Genomic DNA, 16,986 nt, shown 5'->3' with positions numbered 1-16,986 from the left:
GCGTGATGGGCTGATTACGCTGAGAAACCGCTAAGGACGGCGTACCACCTCGCGGGTTACCGTGTGCGCGGCGCGTGTGCGACCGATCCAGGCGAGGAGGCTTTCATCCCATGTGTACCGTTACGGGGAAAGCCCACCGCGGGAGGCCGGCGTGATCGACGCCGGCGTCGAGGAAGGAACGGTTACCACGGCGCCCCGGATCCAGACCACAGCCGGCCGCCTGGCCGCCCTCGGCTTCGCCGACGGTGCCCGGGCCGAGCGGCTGCTCGACGCGCTCGGCCCCGAGGCCGTGGGCGACTTCGACCTGCTCGACGATCTCGTCGCCGCGGCCGATCCCGACCTCGCGCTGGGCTCGGTCTCCCGTCTCGCCGAGCGCGACCCGAGCGTGCTCGGCACGTTCAGGGACGACCCGGTGCTGCGCCGCAGACTGTTCGGCGTCCTCGGGCTGAGCGCCGCCCTCGGCGACCACGTCGTCCGGCATCCCGACTGCCTGCAGTTCGTCCAGGCCGTGGGACGGCCCACGGACCGGGAGCTGCGGGAGGACCTGCTGCTCGCCGTCGGCGCCGACCCGGAGGACGCGGAGCCGGTCGCGGACGGGCCGCCGCAGCCGGTCGCGGACGGGTCGCCGCAGCCGGCGCCCGGGACTGGCGCGGGAGGCAGGGGCGCCGCCCTGGACGCGCTGCGCGTGGCCTACCGCAGCAGGGTCCTGCACATCGCCGCACGGGACGTGGCAGGCGACGCGACGCTCGCCGAGACCGCGGCCACGCTCGCCGACCTGGCCGGCGCGGCCATCGACGCCGCCCTCGCCATCGCGAGGGCGGAGACCCCCGACTCAGGCGACGTGCGGCTTGCCGTGATCGGGATGGGCAAGTGCGGCGCACGCGAGCTGAACTACATCTCCGACGTGGACGTCGTGTTCGTGGCGGAACCCAAGGACGGCGTCGACGAGACCAAGGCGCTGCAGACGGCCACCCGGCTCGCCCAGGCGATGATGAAGGCCTGCTCGACCAGCACGCCCGAAGGCTCCCTGTGGGAGGTGGACGCCGGACTCCGGCCCGAGGGGAAGATGGGCCCCCTCGTGCGGACCCTCGACAGCCACCTCACGTACTACCGCCGATGGGCCAAGACCTGGGAGTTCCAGGCCTTGCTCAAGGCCAGGCCGATCGCGGGTGACCTGGAACTGGGACAGGCGTACGTCGCGGCCGTCAACGAGATGGTCTGGCAGGCCGCCGCCCGCCCCCACTTCGTCGAGGACGTCCAGGCGATGCGCCGCCGCGTCGAGGCCCACGTCCGGGCGAGCGAGGCGGAGCGGCAGATCAAGCTGGGGCCGGGAGGCCTGCGGGACATCGAGTTCGCCGTGCAGCTGCTCCAGCTCGTGCACGGCCGTTCGGAGCCCCTTCTTCGCCGCCGCGCGACGTTGTCGGCCCTGGCCGCCCTGTCCAGGGGCGGATTCGTCGGCAGGGACGACGCCAAGGCCCTGGCCGAGGCGTACACGTTCCTCCGCCAGGTCGAGCACATGATCCAGCTCTACCGGCTGCGCCGTACGCACGTGGTGCCCTCCGACACCGCCGATCTGCGCAGGATCGGCCGCGGCCTCGGCATGACCACCGACCCGGTCGGGGAGTTCACCACGACCTGGAAGCGGCACGCGCTCGAGGTGCGGCGGCTGCACGAGAAGTTGTTCTACCGCCCGCTCCTGCAGGCGGTCGCCCGGCTGCCGGAGTCCGAGACCCGTCTTTCCGCCGCCGCCGCGAAGGCCAGGCTCGAAGCGCTCGGCTACGCGGATCCGGACGGCGCGCTGCGCCACATCGCCGGCCTGACCAGCGGGGTGTCCAGGCGCGCGGCCATCCAGCGCACGCTGCTGCCGGTCATGCTGGGCTGGTTCGCCGACGCCCCCGACCCGGACGCCGGCCTGCTCGGCTTCCGCCAGGTCAGCGACAAGCTCGGGAGCACGCCCTGGTACCTGCGGCTGCTCCGGGACGAGACCGCCGTCGCGGAGCGGCTGGCCCGGGTGCTCGGCACCAGCCGCTACGTTACCGGCATGCTGCTCCACGCCCCGGAAGCGGTCGGGATGCTCGGCGAGACGAGCGAGCTCGCCGTACGGCCCGCGTCGACGCTGGCGGGGGAGGCGGCGTCCGCCGTCAACCGCCACGGCGCCGATGCGGAGACCGCCGTCACCGCCATCCGGGCGCTGCGCCGCAAGGAGCTGTTGCGTACGGCGTGCGCCGACCTGTTCGGGCTGATCGACATCGAGGAGGTCGGCGGGGCGCTGTCGTCGCTCAACGACGTGACCATCCAGGCCGCCCTGGACGCGACCATCAACAAGGTCTGCCAGGGCAGGCGGGAGGACTTCCCCACCCGGCTGTCCGTCATCGCGATGGGCCGGCTGGGCGGCCTGGAGAGCTCCTACGCCAGCGACGCCGACGTCATGTTCGTCCACGCCCCGCTTCCGGGGGTCCCGGAAAGGGACGCCGCGGTCGCGGCCCAGACGGTGGCCGAGGAGATGCGCAAGCTGCTCGCCCAGCCCGCCCCCGACCCGCCGCTGCAGATCGACGCGGGGCTCCGCCCGGAGGGACGGCAGGGGCCGCTCGTCCGCACGATCGCCTCCTACCGCGCCTACTACGAGCGCTGGTCGTCTCACTGGGAGGCGCAGGCGCTCATGCGGGCCAGATTCTGCGCCGGAGACGCCGGGCTCGGCGCCGAGTTCATGGATCTCATCGACCCGATGCGGTATTCGCCTGAAGGCATCTCGGTGGAGGCCGTCAGGGAGATGCGCAAGCTCAAGGCCCGGATGGAGGCCGAGCGGCTGCCCCGGGGAGCCGACCCGACCCTCCACACCAAGCTCGGCAGGGGCGGGCTCAGCGACGTCGAGTGGGTGGCCCAGCTCATCCAGCTCAGGCACGCGGGAGCCGTACCGGCCCTGCGGACGACGCGGACCCTCGACGCCCTGCGCGCCGCTGCCGCGGAGGGCCTGCTGGAGCAGGCGGACGAAGCCGTGCTCGCGGAGGCGTGGCGGTTCGCCTCGCGTGTCCGCGACGCCATCATGCTGGTGCGCGGCCGGGCCGCCGACAGCATTCCCGGAGCGGTGAAGGAGCGCGTCCTTATCTCCCGGGCGCTCGGGTACCCGCCTGACGGATCCGAGGACCTCATCGAGGATTACCGCAGGGCCACGCGGAGGGCGCGGGCCGTCGCGGAACGCCTGCTGTACGAAGACTGAACGGGTCGGCCTTTCTTCAATACGCATTTTTCTGGCAATTGTCATGCGGTGTTCGTGGGCCCGCGGGACGATCTGTCATATATGCGCTGAACCGCCGGGGCCACCGGTGCTCAGGGGTCAGATCGTGATTATCTGAAGCGTTGCGCCCAGAGGTTGCCACGGTGTATCAACGGTGCGGGTGATTTTATTGATCTCGTATTACGTAGACCTGGCAATCGGTCTCATTCTCGCCTTCCTGTTGTTGTCGTTGCTGGTCAGCGGACTCAACGAGGGCATCGTCAGGCTGCTCGGAATTCGCAGCAAGTTCTTATGGGCATACCTTCGCGACACGCTCGACGGCGCTGAGACCGGGGAAAGGCCCTCGTTCTTCATCCGGATGCTGGAACGGCTGCTCGACATGCTGAAGGGGCTCGGGCGTAGGCTGCGGGCCCCGCTCATGGACCTGCTGCCGCCGTCGGAGGAGGGACGGTCCCGGCTGCCCGCCACCGTGCTCGGCGTGTTCGCCAAGCTGCCTTTCGGCGCGGACCCTAGGCCCGCCTTCAGCCCGTTGCCTGCGCCGTCCCAGAGCCCACCACTCGCCGCCGCCCCCGACTCGGTCGCGGCGGCGCAGGCCGTTCAGTCGGACCCCGTCCCCGCGGGAGCGCCGGCGGGCGCGGCTCCGCCCGAGAGCGCGGCCACCGGGCAGGTGCTGCCGGCCGACGGCACCGGCGACGGGGTCGTCACCGCCGAGATCGACCCGGCGGACCCCGCGCACGGGGCCGACCAGGCCGACGACGAGGAGCGGGCGCCCGCCGCGCAGGCGGGGGAGAGCGTCGCCGGGCCGATCGCGCAGCCGGAGGAGACCGCCGCCGCGGCCGCCGAGCCGAGCACGGAGGCGGGGGAGAGCGTCGCCGCCGCGCAGGTGGCGGCGCCCGGGCAGGGCAAGTCGATGGCCGAGTTGCTCCATGAGCGACTCCAGGAGATCGACCACTCCAGGCGCGGCAAGACCAGCATCGCCGACATCCCGCCGGCGCGCTTCGCCGTGGCGCTCATGGAGATCGCCACCGAGCACGGCGGCGTCGAGCCGCTGATGCGCGACCTCGACCAGCTCAAGAGCCCGATCTACCGTCCGCTCAAGGCCGTCTGGGACAAGGCCGACGCGGACATGGAGGCCTTCCGCCGCGGGGTCGAGGAGTGGTTCGACGGCGAGATGCAGCGGCTGTCCATGCTCTACAAGCGGTACGTCCGCTGGGTCGTCGCGCTGCTGTCGCTGGTCGTGACGCTCGTGTTCAGCATGGACGCCCTCGAGTACGGCAAGACGCTGCTCAACGACAACGCCTACCGGAGCGCGGTCACGGCCTTCGCCCAGTCGGGGGAGGAGGCGCTCAAGCCCTTCCAGGACCAGTGCGCGCCCGGCCAGGACACCTACACGTGCGTGACGGAGGTGCTGAGCACGCCGGCCTTCGTCAAGATCTTCGCGAACGCGCCCGTGAGCGTGACCATGAGCAGCGGCGACGCCGGCCCGCAGTGGGAATGGCACGGCGGCGGCTGGTGGGACCGGCTGTCGTCGCCGGGCCACTGGCCCGGCTTCCTCCTCACCCTGGTGGCGGTCCTGTTCGGAGCCCCCTTCTGGTGGGACATGTTCCGGCGGGTCACCGGTCTCAAGTCCCGCGTCAGCGGCGCCGTCACCAAGCAGTAGGAGCCATCGCGCCAGGCGGCCGCCCTCCCCGTACGGGGCGGCCGTCATGCGCGGGACCCGCGACCGGCCTTCCGTCTGGGCGCCTACGCGGGCGGACCGGCAAGGGCCAGGAGTTCCCGGGCCAGGACCTCGGGGTGGGTCACCATCGCCAGGTGGCCCACGCCGTCCAGCGTGATCACCCGCATACCTCGGCGGCCGGCCACCTCGGCGGTCTCCTCGAGGAACGGGAAACCCGCGAAGTGCACGTAGGTCGAGGGAATGGACTCACGCGCGTCGTCGTCGACGGCGGGCAGCGGCTCCTCGACGGTGCGCCTCGGCACGGGAGTGACCCGATCCGCCACCCACCGGCGATCGGTTTCTCCGTCCATGCCGAAGAGGGCCGGATCCACGGGTGAGGCCATCCAGGGCAGGCTCGGTGGTGACCGGCCGAAGTGCTCTCTCATGAGGGGGACCAGGTCGAACGCCGACTGGCCCGACCGTGGCAGGAGGCCGTCGACGTAGCACAGCCGCCCGATGCGCCCGGGGACGAGCCCGGCCGTTCCGGCGATGACCATGCCTCCGTAGCTGTGCCCCACCAGGATCACGTCCGTCACGTCCTGGTGTTCCAAGAGCTCCACGATCTCGCGGATGTGGACGGACAGGCCCAGGTCGGGGACGGCCAGGTGCCGGCGTTCCGCCATGCCGGCCAGGGTGGGCGCGAACACCCGATGCCCTGCCCCCTCGAGCGCGGGCCGCACACGATCCCAGCTCCACCCTCCGAGCCACGCGCCGTGTATCAGCACGTACGTCGCCATGCGCCCCTCATGACCGGTCGAGTGACCCGCGTGGCCTACGCGGAGGCCTGCTCCGACAGGCGCAGACCGAGCTGGCTGTAGAGCTCCAGTTGGTCGAAGTACTCGCGATGAGTCTTGATCTTGCCGTCCCCGACGAAGGTGGAGCAGGTGGCGCGGAGGCTGATCTTCCGGCCTGTTCCCTGCAGCTCACGCCCGTCCGGCAGGAGTAGGGGCCCGGTGTGCGTTCCGGTCATGGTCCACTCCGTGACCGCGGGATTCTCACAGTCACCGAGCTCGAACCACGGCGTGAGGTGGATGTCGGGGAAGCTCCTGAACAACTGCTCGTAGATCCAGGCGATCTGCTCGTGCCCTTCCGCCACGCCTGACGGCGTCACGTAGACGGCGTTCGGGCAGTAGCAGTCGAGAACCGCCTGCAGGTCGTGCGCGTTGATCGCCTTGCCCAGACGGTGTTTGAGATCCCAGTAAGTAGACATCGAATGCACCTGGCCGGTGTCGGGGGCCGCCGGCGCCCATCGATCGGATCGAGATCGGCGCTGCCCCAGCGCCCGATAAGCGCCCGGATCGAACATAAATGACAAAATTATGCTAATCAGCGGGGAGTCATCCGCTGATTATGGCGGCGTTAGGCGCACGCCAAGGAAGGCGTCCCGTTCTTCTCATCGGTCATGCCGGTCACATCTCCTCCGCGCACCTCGGCCCGCTTGTGCCGGCACTGCCGCCGGACGTGACCGAGGCCCTCAATCGGATTCGGCGGGCGGTTGTTCGATCGGAAAGAAAACCGGGCTGAGCAGATATTGCGCGCGATCCGGCGCGGGCTGGTTGGCCAGCAGGGGCAGCAGCACACGTCGCAGGTTGATGATCATCTGTTCCAGTTCGCCGCGGCTGAGCCAGACGGCGTGCTGCCGGTAGCCGACGAGGTCCGCCGCCGGGTCGGAGCTCTCCCGGTCGAGGTAGGCGTTGAACTCGGCGGCGAGGACGGCCATCGACGTGGCGAACACGCGCCGATGGTCGTCGGGCGACAGCGTCGCGACCGCGTCGGCGTCGACGACGATCCGGTCGAGGCGGAGCCGGTACCGGCGTTCCACCGCGCCGCGTACGCGCCTCTCGCCGGCCACCTCCAGGATTCCGCCCGTCGTGAGGACGTCGACGTGCCGATACACCATGGCCTTCGAGGCGTCGGGGATCCGGTCGCACAGCTGGGCGGTGGTGAGCTCCCGCCCCCCGCGCATGGCGTGCACGATGCGCAGCCGCACCGGGTGGGCCAGCAGCTCCAAACCTTCCACGAGCACAACATTCTCATACCGTGCTACGGTTCGCAAAAAGTGAGAAAGGTTGTGGATGGTGGAAAGAGCCCCGACGGCGGTTGCCGCGACGGTCGTCGAGATGGCGCAGAGCGGGCGCTTCGAGGACATCGAGGAGTTGTTCGCTCCACCACTGCGTGCGGTGGTGTCCGCGGAGACGGTCCGGGTCGCCTGGGAGGCCCAGCTGTCCACGATGGGGTCGATCACCGCGGTCGGTGCCCCGATCACCGAGCCGCCCAAAGGGGGACCGGTCCGGATCAGCCTCCCGCTGACGTACGAGCGGGGTGGGCTCACGCTGGTCATGTCGGTCGACGCGGACGGGTTGCTGCAGGGGCTGCAACTCGCCCCCGCGCTCACCACGCCTTGGACCCCGCCGCCCCACACCCGCAGGAGGAGGTTCGACGAGCACGAAGTCACCGTGGGCTCCGGCGCCCTGGCCGTACCCGGGACGATGAGCGTGCCGCGCGGGCGCGGCCCCCGGCCCGGCGTGGTGCTGCTCAGCGGCGGCGGGCCGTTCGACCGGGACGCCACCAGCGGCCCCAACAAGCCGCTCAAGGACCTGGCCTGGGGGCTGGCCGGTCGAGGCGTGGCGGTGCTGCGCTTCGACAAGGTGACCCACGCCCACGCCGACCAGGTGGCCGCACGGGCGGGCTTCACCATCGGCGACGAGTACGTCCCGCACGCGGTGGCCGCCGTCCACCTGTTGCAGGACCATCCGGCCGTCGACGCCGCGCGGGTATACGTGGCCGGCCACAGCGCGGGCGGCAAGGTCGCGCCGCGTGTGGCCGCCGCCGAACCGTCCGTCGCCGGCCTGGTGCTCCTGGCCGCGGACGCTGAGCCGATGCCCCAGGCCGCGGTCCGCGTCGTCCGCCACCTCGCCTCGCTGAACCCGGGCCCCGCGACGCAGGCCGCCGTCGAGATGATCACACGCCAGGCCGCGATGACCGGCAGCCCCGACCTGTCGCCTGACACGCCCGCCACGGAGCTGCTGTTCGGCTTCACGGCCGCCTACCATCTGGATCTTCGTGGCTACGACCCCGTCGCGACCGCCGCCGCGCTCGACAAGCCCATGCTCATCCTCCAGGGCGGCCGCGACTACCAGGTGACCGTCGCCGACGATCTCTCGCGGTGGCGGGCGGGGCTCGCTCACCGGCCGGACGTCACGATCCGCGTCCACGACGCCGACGACCACATGTTCTTCGCCGGCTCGGGCCCGTCCACGCCCTCGGACTACGAGTCACCCCAGCACGTCGACCCGGCCGTGGTCGCCGACATCGCCGGCTGGCTGGCTCCCCGGCGAGGGATGCTCACCCGGCTCGCCTCTCTCGTCACGCGCTGACCCCGGGGCGTCCCCATGGACGAAGAACCGGCGCGGGATGTCCGCACCCCGCGCCGGATCCGACCTCGAGTCAGCTCAGCGCCTCGAGCATGAGCGGAACGTCGACATAGGACTCCATCCGGACGATCTTGCCGTCGCGCACCCGCCACACGTGGACCTCGGGGACGTCGAAGGGAGCGGAGCCGCTCCTGGTCGTGCCGGCGGTACGGCCGACCTCGACGACGTGATCCCCGGCCTCGATGAACCGCTCGAGGGTCACCTTGGAGTCGATGTGCTGGAGAAGCCCGGTGAAGAAGGTGACCGCTCCGTCGTGCCCCTTGTAGTTCCCGCCCCAGGGCAGCAGCTCCGACTGGTAGATCTCGACCTCGGGGTCGAAGAGCTCGGCGATCACGTTGAAGTCTTGCGTCTCGAAGGCGTCGTAGAGCCGCCTGATAATCTCGACGTTGTTTTCGGTCATGGCTGTCCCCCAAGAGAAACGGGCTGAAGCGACGACGGTGGATGGGCCCGGCGAACCGTCACAAGAAGTCTTCAGATCGCCGTCAGGGCGCACAAGTGGCCTCGGGATTGTCGGAAGGAAGCAGTCGCCATGTTCGGAAAACCCGGGCGGCCGGCCGAGGATCGAGTCGCGCGTCAGCAGGAGATCTTCCTGGCGGTGGCACCGCTGATCAGCGCATACGGTGTCAAGGAGATCACCATGGCACGGGCGGCGCGGGCCGCGCGGATGTCGGTCGGCGGGCTGTACCACTACTTCCCGAACAAGCGGGAACTCCTGCTCTTCGGGCTGTCGCCGGCCAACCTCGAGCGGCTCTGCACGACGTTCCGTGCCCGGCACGGGCACCTGGCCCAGACCGATCCGCGTGCCTACCTCGCGGCCAGCCTGGACTCGCTGACCGCAGCCGCGGGCGCCTTCGTCACCCCCTCGGTGCTCGCCGCCACCCATCTCGGCGTCGACACGTTCCGCTCCCTCCTCGACGAGGCGCTCGAGACCGAGATCATCGGTCTGGTCGACACCATTCGGATCGTCCACCCGGGCATCGGCGACGAGTCCGCGGTCGCACTCAATCGCGCTCTGCGCCGTCAGTGCGTCAGTGCGCTGCTCGATCCCCAGATCACCGCGGCCGAACTGCGCGCCCAGCTCGAGGGCCTGCTCGTCGGGTTCGCCGGCGCCGCCGGATCGGCCGCGTGACCGTACGCGGGCCGGCCGGTCTCTGATCACCCATTGTCCGCTAACGCATCTGGCTGCTCGCGGCGCTGGGCATCCTGCTGGACGGGTTCGATTTCTTCATCATCGGCGTGGCGAACCCGCTGATCTCGCAGAACTTCTTCGTGACCCCGGCGCAGAAGGGACTGGTCTCGGCTGCGGCGATCGTAGGGGCGGGCCTGCTCGGGCCGCTCGGCGACCGGTTCGGGCGCAGCCGCATCTTCCGCATCGACCTGCGGCTGTTCGTGGTGTTCTCCGTGTTCTGCGCGCTGGCCTGGGACATCTGGTCGCTGATCGCGTTCCGGTTCGTGCTGGGGGTGGCGATCGGGCTGGACTATCCGATCGCGGCCGGGTATTTGGCCGAGATCCTGCCGACCCGGAACCGGGGGCGCTGGCTGATCAGCGCGTTCAGCCTGCAGGCGGCCGGGATGCTGCTCGGCGCGGAGGCCGCGGCGGTCGCGCCGCGCATCACCCCGCCCTGACCGCCACCCCGCCCTGACCGCCACCCCGGCGCCGGCCGTTCCCCGCGAGGCGCTTCCCCGCGCCGGTCAGCCTCTTAGAGGCCGAACAGAGGCCGGCAAGACGCCATCCCGTCCACCCGCACCGGGGCACGCTTCTCCTGAATCCACCTCTCCCGAGTCAGCCGCAGGCGGTCCGATACGACGGCTTCGTCGCCGCGGGCATCGACTGAGATGCCGTCCCACTCATAACCGAGCTTGCGGGAAACGCCCTGAGAGGCATGGTTGTCCTGGAACACCTCGGTGAGCGCGGCACGTGCGTCGAGGTGATCGAAGGCCAGTGTCAGCAGGCCGATCCGGGCCTCGGTCCCATAGCCCTTGCCCTGGTGTTCGATCCCCAGCCACGCGGATGTCGTGACCTCCCGAACTACGGGGTAGTCGCGCGCTCGAAGCGTGACCACGCCAAGCGGGTCTCCGGCCCGAAAGACCCCCAGCCCGAGCCGCCATGCTGTCGCACTCCAGCCTCCAAGCTGGCCCCAATGTGCCTGCAGCACGAACCGAGCCCGGTCCTGTGGGCTGCCGTCGGTCCAGGGCGTCAGGAACGGACGTTCGTTCGCGCGATGCACGCCCCTGCCGGCGAGGTGAGCGAGCTCGGCCAGTTCCTCTTCCCGGGGCAGGCGAAGCTCGAGTCGGGGCGTGAAGATGGTCAGACCGTACTGGGGCCACAGATCAGCAAGCATGGACGCGATCCTGACGAGCACGCCCACCGCCGCGCTACTGATTTGCTGAGGCAGCGGTGTCATCGACACCGCATGGTGCCGAAACCGGGCCGGGACACGCTCTCACCCGCGATGGTGAAGGTGCCGTCCGGAACGCTCGTCACCAGAGGGCGTCCTCCTGGATGGGCACGGGCGTCCCGGCTGGTGGCGCATGCTGGACGTCGTTTACAGGGTGAGCGCCCGAACGGCGCGGGCGAGGTGGCGTGAGAGCTCTCTGTCGATCGCTTCGGACTCGGCCTCGTCGACTCCAGAGGAGCCCTCCTCCGTGTCGCCCGCTTCCAGAAGGGCAGCCCGCAGCGCGAGGGGCGGCTCCAAATCCCGCCAGCTCCGCTGCGCCAGGGAAGCCTCCCGTTGCGCGGTCACCGCTTCGTGATCGACCTCTCTGGACCGCAGTACGGTGCGCCGGATTTCGTCGATAGTCTCTCCCCGCCGAGCCGCTGAAAGGATGGGCGTGAATCGGCTTTCGGCCATCATGAGGGTGTCGATGTAGTGGACGACGGCGGGCGTCGACACGGCCCGTGCGGCCACCTGGTCGGCGTAGTAACGGGCAACCTGCGACTGGCTGGACACCAGTCGGGTCAACGCGAACTCGGCAAGGAACAGCGGCGAGCCCAGCGCCGCTCCCATGATCTTCCCTATGACCTGGGAGGCCGACCGTTCCGAGGGGAACGGGTGGCCGAACAACTCCACGACCGGGTCGCCGTACCCGTTGTACCGCTGGACCCGCACGTTCAGGAGGGCGTTGCGCCACTCGCCGGCAGTGAGGAGTGCCGAACGCACGAGCAGGCCGCGGGCGGGATCGTGGCCGACGTCCTCGGCGCATGCGACGCCCAGCATGCCCGCTCGCTCACGCGGTGAGAGGGCGAGCAGAAGTGGCAGGCCGATGAGCAGCGCGGGCCGTCGTCGCGCGCCGACACGTAAGTGGGTGCAACTGAAGAGTTGGTCGTGCAGGTAGATGGTGGCCGGGGGAACCGCTCCGACCGCGTGGGCGATCCGGTCGACGGCTTCGAACAGGGCAGGTGCCTCCGTTCTGGTGACCCCCTCGGCGCCGTCCGGGAGCCGGACCGCCCTCGGCCGTGACCAGATTGCGACGGCGGCGAGGCCGCAGCCGCAAAGCCAGGCCAAGACGTTGTCGTACGAGCTGACCACGATGACGACGGCGGCGGCCATGAGGGCGGCGGGGATCGCCTGGATGGCGGCCGACAGCAGGTAGGTGAGCACCCGGGCGGTTCCCAAGCCCGGCCGGTCAAGTCGACGGCCTCTCAGACGGGTGAATCGCTTGCGGGCGTCCCGTCGGGCGAAGCCGGTACCGGATTCGGACGTGGCCGGAGGGGTGATCATTGTGCGGATTATCAAGCAGAGATTTCCCCGCGTCGAGAGCAGAGCCTGAACCGCCTGGTCTGCTGACGCCGTAGGAGAAGGGAGCGGAAATTCGGGAGAGGCGTCGCGTGTCAGGACGTCGGCTGCGGGGGCGGAATGTCCAGGAGGCGGCTCGCCCAAGACAGGGCGACGGTGAGGCGGCGTCGGCGCTGGTCGAACAGTGACGGATCTGCGTCGCGCGCCGGCGTGAGCAGGGGTTGCTGAGCGGCGATCAGGGCTGCATGGCCGGCGGCGTTCGGTCCCTGGTCGGTGTCCGGCGTGGGGCCGCCTTCGGCGTGCAGGGCGACGAGCCACAGGTGGTGGTCGAGCCAGGGATCGCCGATCGCCGCCGACGCCCAGTCGGCCAGCACCAGGCGGCCGTCGCGGCACCACAGGTTCGCGGCGCGTACATCGCGGTGGATCAGGCTGTCCCCTTCAGTGGGTGCCTCGGCGGCGGCGTCGTGCAGCGTGTCGAGGTGGTCGGCCAGCCATCGCGGGGAGCACACGTGCATACGCAGCAGGCGTGCCGGGTCGGCGGCGATGGCGTCCCAGGGGTTGGGCGTCGCCCGCAACACCGGCACACCGGGCGGCACGGGCAGCAGGTGCACGTCGTGGAGGAGCTTGCGGGTGGCCGAGACAAGGCCGGGGGTCCACTCGCGGACCCAGTACTCCGGCTCCAGCATTTCCAGTACGAGCATCGGCACCGGTTCGCGCGTGCTCGCCAGCAGTCGCGGCAGGAACGGCCGGTCGCCCAGTGCTCCGTACACCGCCAGCTCCGTGCCGACTTCGGCGCGCTCGGCGATTGCGCCGACTTTGACGAACACCGGACCGTCCCCAGCACGGTCGGCGATCCGTGACACAGACCTGCTGTGCCCGCCCGAGACCGGCCGCAGCCCGGCGATCCTGCAGCCGAGTGCGCGGCCGGCCAATTCGGCGATCTCACTGTCGGTCGACGGCGCGGTGGTCGCGGGCCGGCCGGACACGCGCGACAGCAGCAGTTCGACCACCGATTGGTTGGCGCGGCGGACCGCCTGCCTGCTGTCCGGGTCGGGCCGCCCGAGCGACTCGGTGACCAGGCGCCATATCAAGGCGCGCAGCAACAGTTGGTCGATGTCGTCCTCGTCGGCGAGTTCGTCGAGGATGCTGGGCGGTGCGCCGGACCAGGCCAGCAGGTCCACGGCGGCGACCGCCAACGCGTACGCCGCGGGCCGCCAACTCGGTGAGAAGTCGATGACCGCCGGCGGCCGCCCGGCCGCGAACAACACATTGCCCGCGAGGTCACCGTGCACGAGCTGGTTGGGCAACCGCAGCGGCCGGAGGGCGGCCCGCAACCCGTTCACCAGATCCGCCAGCTCCGGCGGCGGCTCGACCTCGGCCTGATCCCACGCGACCCGCTCGGCCACCTCCCAGCGGGATCGGCCGCGTCCCAGCCATGCGGGCGCCGGGACACCGACCAGGGCCGCGTGGAAAGCCCGGCCGGCCGCGACGAGTTCCGGCCACCGAGCCACTGGGTCCGGCACGCCCTCGACCGCGGTCCACGCCGCCCACCCGCCGACGACCCATGAGCCGTCCGTCCCGCGCACCGGCTGCGGCACCCGGAAACCCGGACCGCGCAGGTCGGCGAATACGTCCGCCAGCCACGACGCCACGACCGGATGCTGGACGGGCTTGAAGACCAGACCATCCGCCTGCCAGCAGGTGCCACGTCCTCCGGGTAGCCGCCGCGCCGGCCCGGAGGATGCCCCGAAGGCCGCGCGCACGCCCACCGGCAGATCGTCGAACACCGGTCCAGCCTCCAGACCGCCCCTCTCCGGTGTCAATCGAAATAACTCGCCCCTACGCTGTTGCGTCGTGCAGGAGACGCGCCTCGACACCGCTCGGATCCGGGCGGCTCGCCGGGTCATCGACCCGATCTTTCTCGATACTCCGCTGTACCGCTGCGAGGCGCTGGAGGCCGACCTCGGGTGCGCGGTGAGCATCAAGCTTGAGACGGCGAACCCGGTCCGCAGCTTCAAGGCCCGCGGCACCGAGGTGGTCGCGAGCCTGCTCGCCGACAGTGGCTCGCGAGCCGTGGTGTGCGCCAGCGCGGGCAACCTGGGCCAAGCCCTCGCCTGGTCCGGTCGCGGTCGGGGTCTCGACGTCACCGTCGTGGCATCCCGCTCCGCGCCTGCGGCCAAGCTTGATCGCATCCGCGCGCTGGGCGCCAGGTTGGAGCTGGTGGACGGGGACTTCGACATGGCTCGCGAGCGGGCGGCGGCCATCGCGCGGTACGACGGCATCCGGCTGGTCGAAGACAGCCTGGACATCGAGACCTGCGAGGGAGCGGCGACCATCGGCCTGGAACTGGTGCGCACCGTGCCGTCGTTCGACGCCGTCTTGATCGCTCTCGGGGGCGGGGCGCTGGCCACCGGCGTGGGTCATGTGGTCAAGACCTGGGCGCCCGAAGTCGAGGTGATCTGCGTCCAGCCGCTGGGCGCACCGGCGATGACACGCTCGTGGCGCCAACGGCGCGTCGTCACCACCGACTCGACCGACACCATCGCTGACGGCGTCGCCGGCCGGCGTCCCATCCCGGCGGTCCTCAAGGACCTCCTCCTGGTCGCCGACGACGCCGTCCTGGTCCAGGAGGCGTCGATCATCGCCGGTATGCGGATGCTCTTCGACCACGCCGGCCTCGTCGTCGAACCGTCGGCAGCGCTCGGCATCGCGGCGATCCTCGAAGACCGTGACCGCTTCGCCGGACGACACGTGGTCACCATCGTGTGCGGCGGCAACGTCGACATGGATGCCTATCGCCGCTGGGTCGGTGCGGCTCCCTGAACGTGTGTCACCCCCCCCACGGTGCTGGGACGCCAACGGTCGCAGCCGGACGTGAAGCGGGGATCCTGGGCCTACCCAGGGCGGAACCCTGAAGTGCTTGCTGAGGGCACACGCCCTCGTTCAGCGACACGCGTACGCATCGATGCCCAGAAAGGGCAAGCAGGGTGCAAGCCATTCAATGCTGACGGGGACAGTGTGGTGCTGCTCCCACGTCGCCCGGGTCAGGCATAGCCGATGCTCTACGACCATTTTCCCGCCCCACGCCATCGACCCATCAGATATCTAGGTGGACACGTCAGTCCGATGGGGCCGAAAATCCAGCGGATGAACTCATGCCCCTTCTGTCTTATCGGTGCCGGTGATGTAGATGGTGAGCTCCTCGCCTATCGCACAGCCAACGTCTTCGTTCTCCCTGTCCCCTGGCAACGAGCAAAGAACCTCGGTCACTGTCTCGTGCTTCCGACTGCGCACGTGACGAGTCTCCACGCAGCCCCTCGCGATCTTTTGACCGAGTTGTTCGATGTTGTCGCTCAAGTGACCGCCGCCGTGCGGGAGGCGTTTGGAGCACCCGGGAGCATGGTTCTACAAAATGACAACATCCCAGGCCAGACGCTTTCACATTTACATGTCCATGCGATCCCTCGTTCTCCCGACGACGAATTCATCCTCGCGGACCCCGACAAGATGGAGATTCCCTTCGAGGTCCGAGCGCAGCAGGCTGCACAACTCCGCAGGGCGCTCACCAATCGATAGTCAGAAGGCCAGTCGGGCCATCCCCTTCAGGGGGCGATCTCCAGGGACCTGTGGCAACTTCATGCTCATCGCGCTGACCTCGACTCCCAGCCGCCACCTCTGGTCGTCGTCCGTCATCGTCGTCCGTCATCGTCGGTCGCTCCCAGGCGGCCCGCAGACGGGCCCAGATCCAGATCTCTACGGGTATCGCCTTGGCCTCGCATCGGACCGGCATGCCAAGGCTACGATGATCGGAACATTCGGGATCTTTCATGCTGCTGGGGGATTCCAGGTCATCGATGTAATGGGACTCGGATGAGCCACACGCCCTTCGAGGTGGGAGAGACGGCGCTCGTGGCCAACGTCCCGGAGGCGGAGCCACTAGTTCGACGATGGCGCCAGCATGAGATCGGCATCATGGCGCACGTCACCATCCTGGGTCCGTTCCTCCATGTCAGCCGCATTGATGAGGACGTGCGTCGCGACTTGCGGCATCTCTTCAGTCGGCATGCGGCTATCGAGGCGAGTTTCGCTCGCATCGGGCACTTTCCTGGAGTGATCTATCTCGCCCCGGAGCCGGCATCTGCGTTCGTAGAGCTCACCCAGGCAGTGGTTGAACGGTGGCCGGAGACGCCGCCGTATGGCGGGAAGTTCGAGAAGATCGTTCCCCACTTGAGCGTTGCCCACGGAGCGCCTGCCGACGAGGCGGAGATCAGCGCTGCGCTTCCCTTGGCAACGCACATCGACACCGTCTCGCTGATCGTGTGTGACGACGGCGAGTGCTGGAGTGAGGTCGCAACCTACTCTCTGTCGGCACAGGCCTAACACCTGTTGAAGTGGCTGACGCCCGAGCATGAAGGACGCTTTCCTCGGCAGCCGGAAAGCAGCGACCGATACCGCGAATCCCAGCCCCAGCTGTGGCTGAAGCCGGCCGACTCACCGTGCCTCAGGGCGTACATGGTCACGTGACCTTGGCGGGGGAAGGGCGGACGAGTAGGCCTGTAGGCCGGGTTCTGGGCCGTCCCTCCGGGCCGTCTCTCAATCCGGGATAACTGTGGCTATCGGGCGGATGAGTGCCTGGCCCACGATTACGCGATCACCGTTGAACGTCAGGGAAGGTGGCCCGTGCAACTCGTAGCCGAGATCCAGCATCTCGCTGACTCTTCGGCAGAAGGCAGCGTCGTCGGGGCCGGTGAGGACACGGTATCTCGGGAGATCTTCGGCGTGGGTCATGCCGCGATCCTAGAGTTAGGCGGAGCGGGCAGCGCCGACACCGTCAGCTTGGGAATTCTTTCAACATCATGCCGG

The 16,986-nt window shown here is 69.6% G+C and carries 16 protein-coding genes; 8 read left to right on the top strand and 8 right to left on the bottom strand.

The annotated features are described in order from the left end of the window. The first annotated feature begins 151 nt into the window (after positions 1-151). Together Pka01_RS01795 and Pka01_RS01790 are read left to right on the top strand one after the other, a co-directional pair. Positions 152-3,217, top strand: a complete 3,066-nt coding sequence (locus Pka01_RS01795; protein WP_373318085.1) for a bifunctional [glutamine synthetase] adenylyltransferase/[glutamine synthetase]-adenylyl-L-tyrosine phosphorylase — start codon at positions 152-154, stop codon at positions 3,215-3,217. Between the two features lie 178 nt (positions 3,218-3,395). After that, positions 3,396-4,895: a hypothetical protein gene (locus Pka01_RS01790; protein WP_203880966.1), complete on the top strand. Its 1,500-nt coding sequence runs from the start codon at positions 3,396-3,398 to the stop codon at positions 4,893-4,895. A gap of 83 nt (positions 4,896-4,978) precedes the next feature. On the opposite strand, the gene Pka01_RS01785 is transcribed toward Pka01_RS01790, so the two are convergent. The 3 genes from Pka01_RS01785 to Pka01_RS01775 all read right to left on the bottom strand — a co-directional run bounded on the left by Pka01_RS01785 (position 4,979) and on the right by Pka01_RS01775 (position 6,972). After that, the gene (locus tag Pka01_RS01785) at positions 4,979-5,689 is read right to left on the bottom strand and encodes an alpha/beta fold hydrolase (protein WP_203880722.1); all 711 of its coding nucleotides are present in this window, start codon (positions 5,687-5,689) and stop codon (positions 4,979-4,981) included. 35 nt (positions 5,690-5,724) lie between these two features. Then, positions 5,725-6,162, bottom strand: a complete 438-nt coding sequence (locus Pka01_RS01780; protein ID WP_203880721.1) for an ester cyclase — start codon at positions 6,160-6,162, stop codon at positions 5,725-5,727. Between the two features lie 264 nt (positions 6,163-6,426). After that, positions 6,427-6,972: a helix-turn-helix domain-containing protein gene (locus Pka01_RS01775; protein WP_239114640.1), complete on the bottom strand. Its 546-nt coding sequence runs from the start codon at positions 6,970-6,972 to the stop codon at positions 6,427-6,429. Between the two features lie 55 nt (positions 6,973-7,027). Between Pka01_RS01775 and Pka01_RS01770 the strand changes: the two genes are divergently transcribed. Continuing rightward, a complete protein-coding gene (locus tag Pka01_RS01770; RefSeq protein WP_203880719.1) occupies positions 7,028-8,329 on the top strand; it encodes an alpha/beta hydrolase in 1,302 nt (433 codons plus the stop codon). A gap of 70 nt (positions 8,330-8,399) precedes the next feature. On the opposite strand, the gene Pka01_RS01765 is transcribed toward Pka01_RS01770, so the two are convergent. Beyond that, positions 8,400-8,786: a nuclear transport factor 2 family protein gene (locus Pka01_RS01765; RefSeq protein ID WP_203880718.1), complete on the bottom strand. Its 387-nt coding sequence runs from the start codon at positions 8,784-8,786 to the stop codon at positions 8,400-8,402. Positions 8,787-8,915: 129 nt separating this feature from the next. On the opposite strand from Pka01_RS01765, the gene Pka01_RS01760 reads away from it, so the two are divergent. Continuing rightward, a complete protein-coding gene (locus tag Pka01_RS01760) occupies positions 8,916-9,515 on the top strand; it encodes a TetR/AcrR family transcriptional regulator (protein ID WP_203880717.1) in 600 nt (199 codons plus the stop codon). Positions 9,516-9,562: 47 nt separating this feature from the next. Further along, positions 9,563-10,012, top strand: coding sequence for an MFS transporter (locus Pka01_RS01755; protein ID WP_203880942.1), 450 nt, complete (start codon positions 9,563-9,565; stop codon positions 10,010-10,012). Positions 10,013-10,086: 74 nt separating this feature from the next. On the opposite strand, the gene Pka01_RS01750 is transcribed toward Pka01_RS01755, so the two are convergent. The 3 genes from Pka01_RS01750 to Pka01_RS01740 form a co-directional block, all read right to left on the bottom strand. Then, complete coding sequence (locus Pka01_RS01750; protein ID WP_203880716.1) at positions 10,087-10,728, bottom strand: GNAT family N-acetyltransferase; 642 nt, start codon at positions 10,726-10,728, stop codon at positions 10,087-10,089. A gap of 204 nt (positions 10,729-10,932) precedes the next feature. Then, a complete protein-coding gene (locus tag Pka01_RS01745; RefSeq protein WP_203880715.1) occupies positions 10,933-12,003 on the bottom strand; it encodes a M48 family metalloprotease in 1,071 nt (356 codons plus the stop codon). A gap of 215 nt (positions 12,004-12,218) precedes the next feature. Continuing rightward, complete coding sequence (locus tag Pka01_RS01740) at positions 12,219-13,910, bottom strand: hypothetical protein (RefSeq protein ID WP_203880714.1); 1,692 nt, start codon at positions 13,908-13,910, stop codon at positions 12,219-12,221. Between the two features lie 67 nt (positions 13,911-13,977). Here Pka01_RS01740 and Pka01_RS01735 point away from each other — a divergent pair, with 67 nt between their 5' ends. The 3 genes from Pka01_RS01735 to Pka01_RS01725 all read left to right on the top strand — a co-directional run bounded on the left by Pka01_RS01735 (position 13,978) and on the right by Pka01_RS01725 (position 16,503). Then, on the top strand, positions 13,978-14,946 hold the full coding sequence (locus tag Pka01_RS01735; protein WP_203880713.1) for a threonine ammonia-lyase: 969 nt from the start codon (positions 13,978-13,980) through the stop codon (positions 14,944-14,946). A gap of 234 nt (positions 14,947-15,180) precedes the next feature. Beyond that, positions 15,181-15,699, top strand: coding sequence for an HIT family protein (locus tag Pka01_RS41485; RefSeq protein WP_373318084.1), 519 nt, complete (start codon positions 15,181-15,183; stop codon positions 15,697-15,699). Between the two features lie 294 nt (positions 15,700-15,993). Then, positions 15,994-16,503, top strand: a complete 510-nt coding sequence (locus tag Pka01_RS01725; protein WP_203880711.1) for a 2'-5' RNA ligase family protein — start codon at positions 15,994-15,996, stop codon at positions 16,501-16,503. Positions 16,504-16,716: 213 nt separating this feature from the next. On the opposite strand, the gene Pka01_RS01720 is transcribed toward Pka01_RS01725, so the two are convergent. Continuing rightward, on the bottom strand, positions 16,717-16,911 hold the full coding sequence (locus Pka01_RS01720) for a DUF1737 domain-containing protein (protein ID WP_203880710.1): 195 nt from the start codon (positions 16,909-16,911) through the stop codon (positions 16,717-16,719). Positions 16,912-16,986: the final 75 nt, after the last annotated feature.

Origin of the sequence: Planotetraspora kaengkrachanensis (assembly GCF_016862895.1) — a bacterium.
Taxonomy (GTDB): domain Bacteria; phylum Actinomycetota; class Actinomycetes; order Streptosporangiales; family Streptosporangiaceae; genus Planotetraspora; species Planotetraspora kaengkrachanensis.
The sequence above is the reverse complement of the archived record's forward strand: the minus strand, read 5'-3'. Positions and strand labels throughout refer to the sequence as shown.

Bases quoted from the DNA above. Each gene is read 5' to 3' on its own strand.
- Pka01_RS01785 (WP_203880722.1), bottom strand. From the start codon at position 5,689: ATGGCGACGTACGTGCTGATACACGGCGCGTGGCTCGGAGGGTGGAGC.
- Pka01_RS01780 (WP_203880721.1), bottom strand. From the start codon at position 6,162: ATGTCTACTTACTGGGATCTCAAACACCGTCTGGGCAAGGCGATCAAC.
- Pka01_RS01770 (WP_203880719.1), top strand. From the start codon at position 7,028: ATGGTGGAAAGAGCCCCGACGGCGGTTGCCGCGACGGTCGTCGAGATG.
- Pka01_RS01765 (WP_203880718.1), bottom strand. From the start codon at position 8,786: ATGACCGAAAACAACGTCGAGATTATCAGGCGGCTCTACGACGCCTTC.
- Pka01_RS01760 (WP_203880717.1), top strand. From the start codon at position 8,916: ATGTTCGGAAAACCCGGGCGGCCGGCCGAGGATCGAGTCGCGCGTCAG.
- Pka01_RS01750 (WP_203880716.1), bottom strand. From the start codon at position 10,728: ATGCTTGCTGATCTGTGGCCCCAGTACGGTCTGACCATCTTCACGCCC.
- Pka01_RS41485 (WP_373318084.1), top strand. From the start codon at position 15,181: ATGCTCTACGACCATTTTCCCGCCCCACGCCATCGACCCATCAGATAT.
- Pka01_RS01725 (WP_203880711.1), top strand. From the start codon at position 15,994: ATGAGCCACACGCCCTTCGAGGTGGGAGAGACGGCGCTCGTGGCCAAC.
- Pka01_RS01720 (WP_203880710.1), bottom strand. From the start codon at position 16,911: ATGACCCACGCCGAAGATCTCCCGAGATACCGTGTCCTCACCGGCCCC.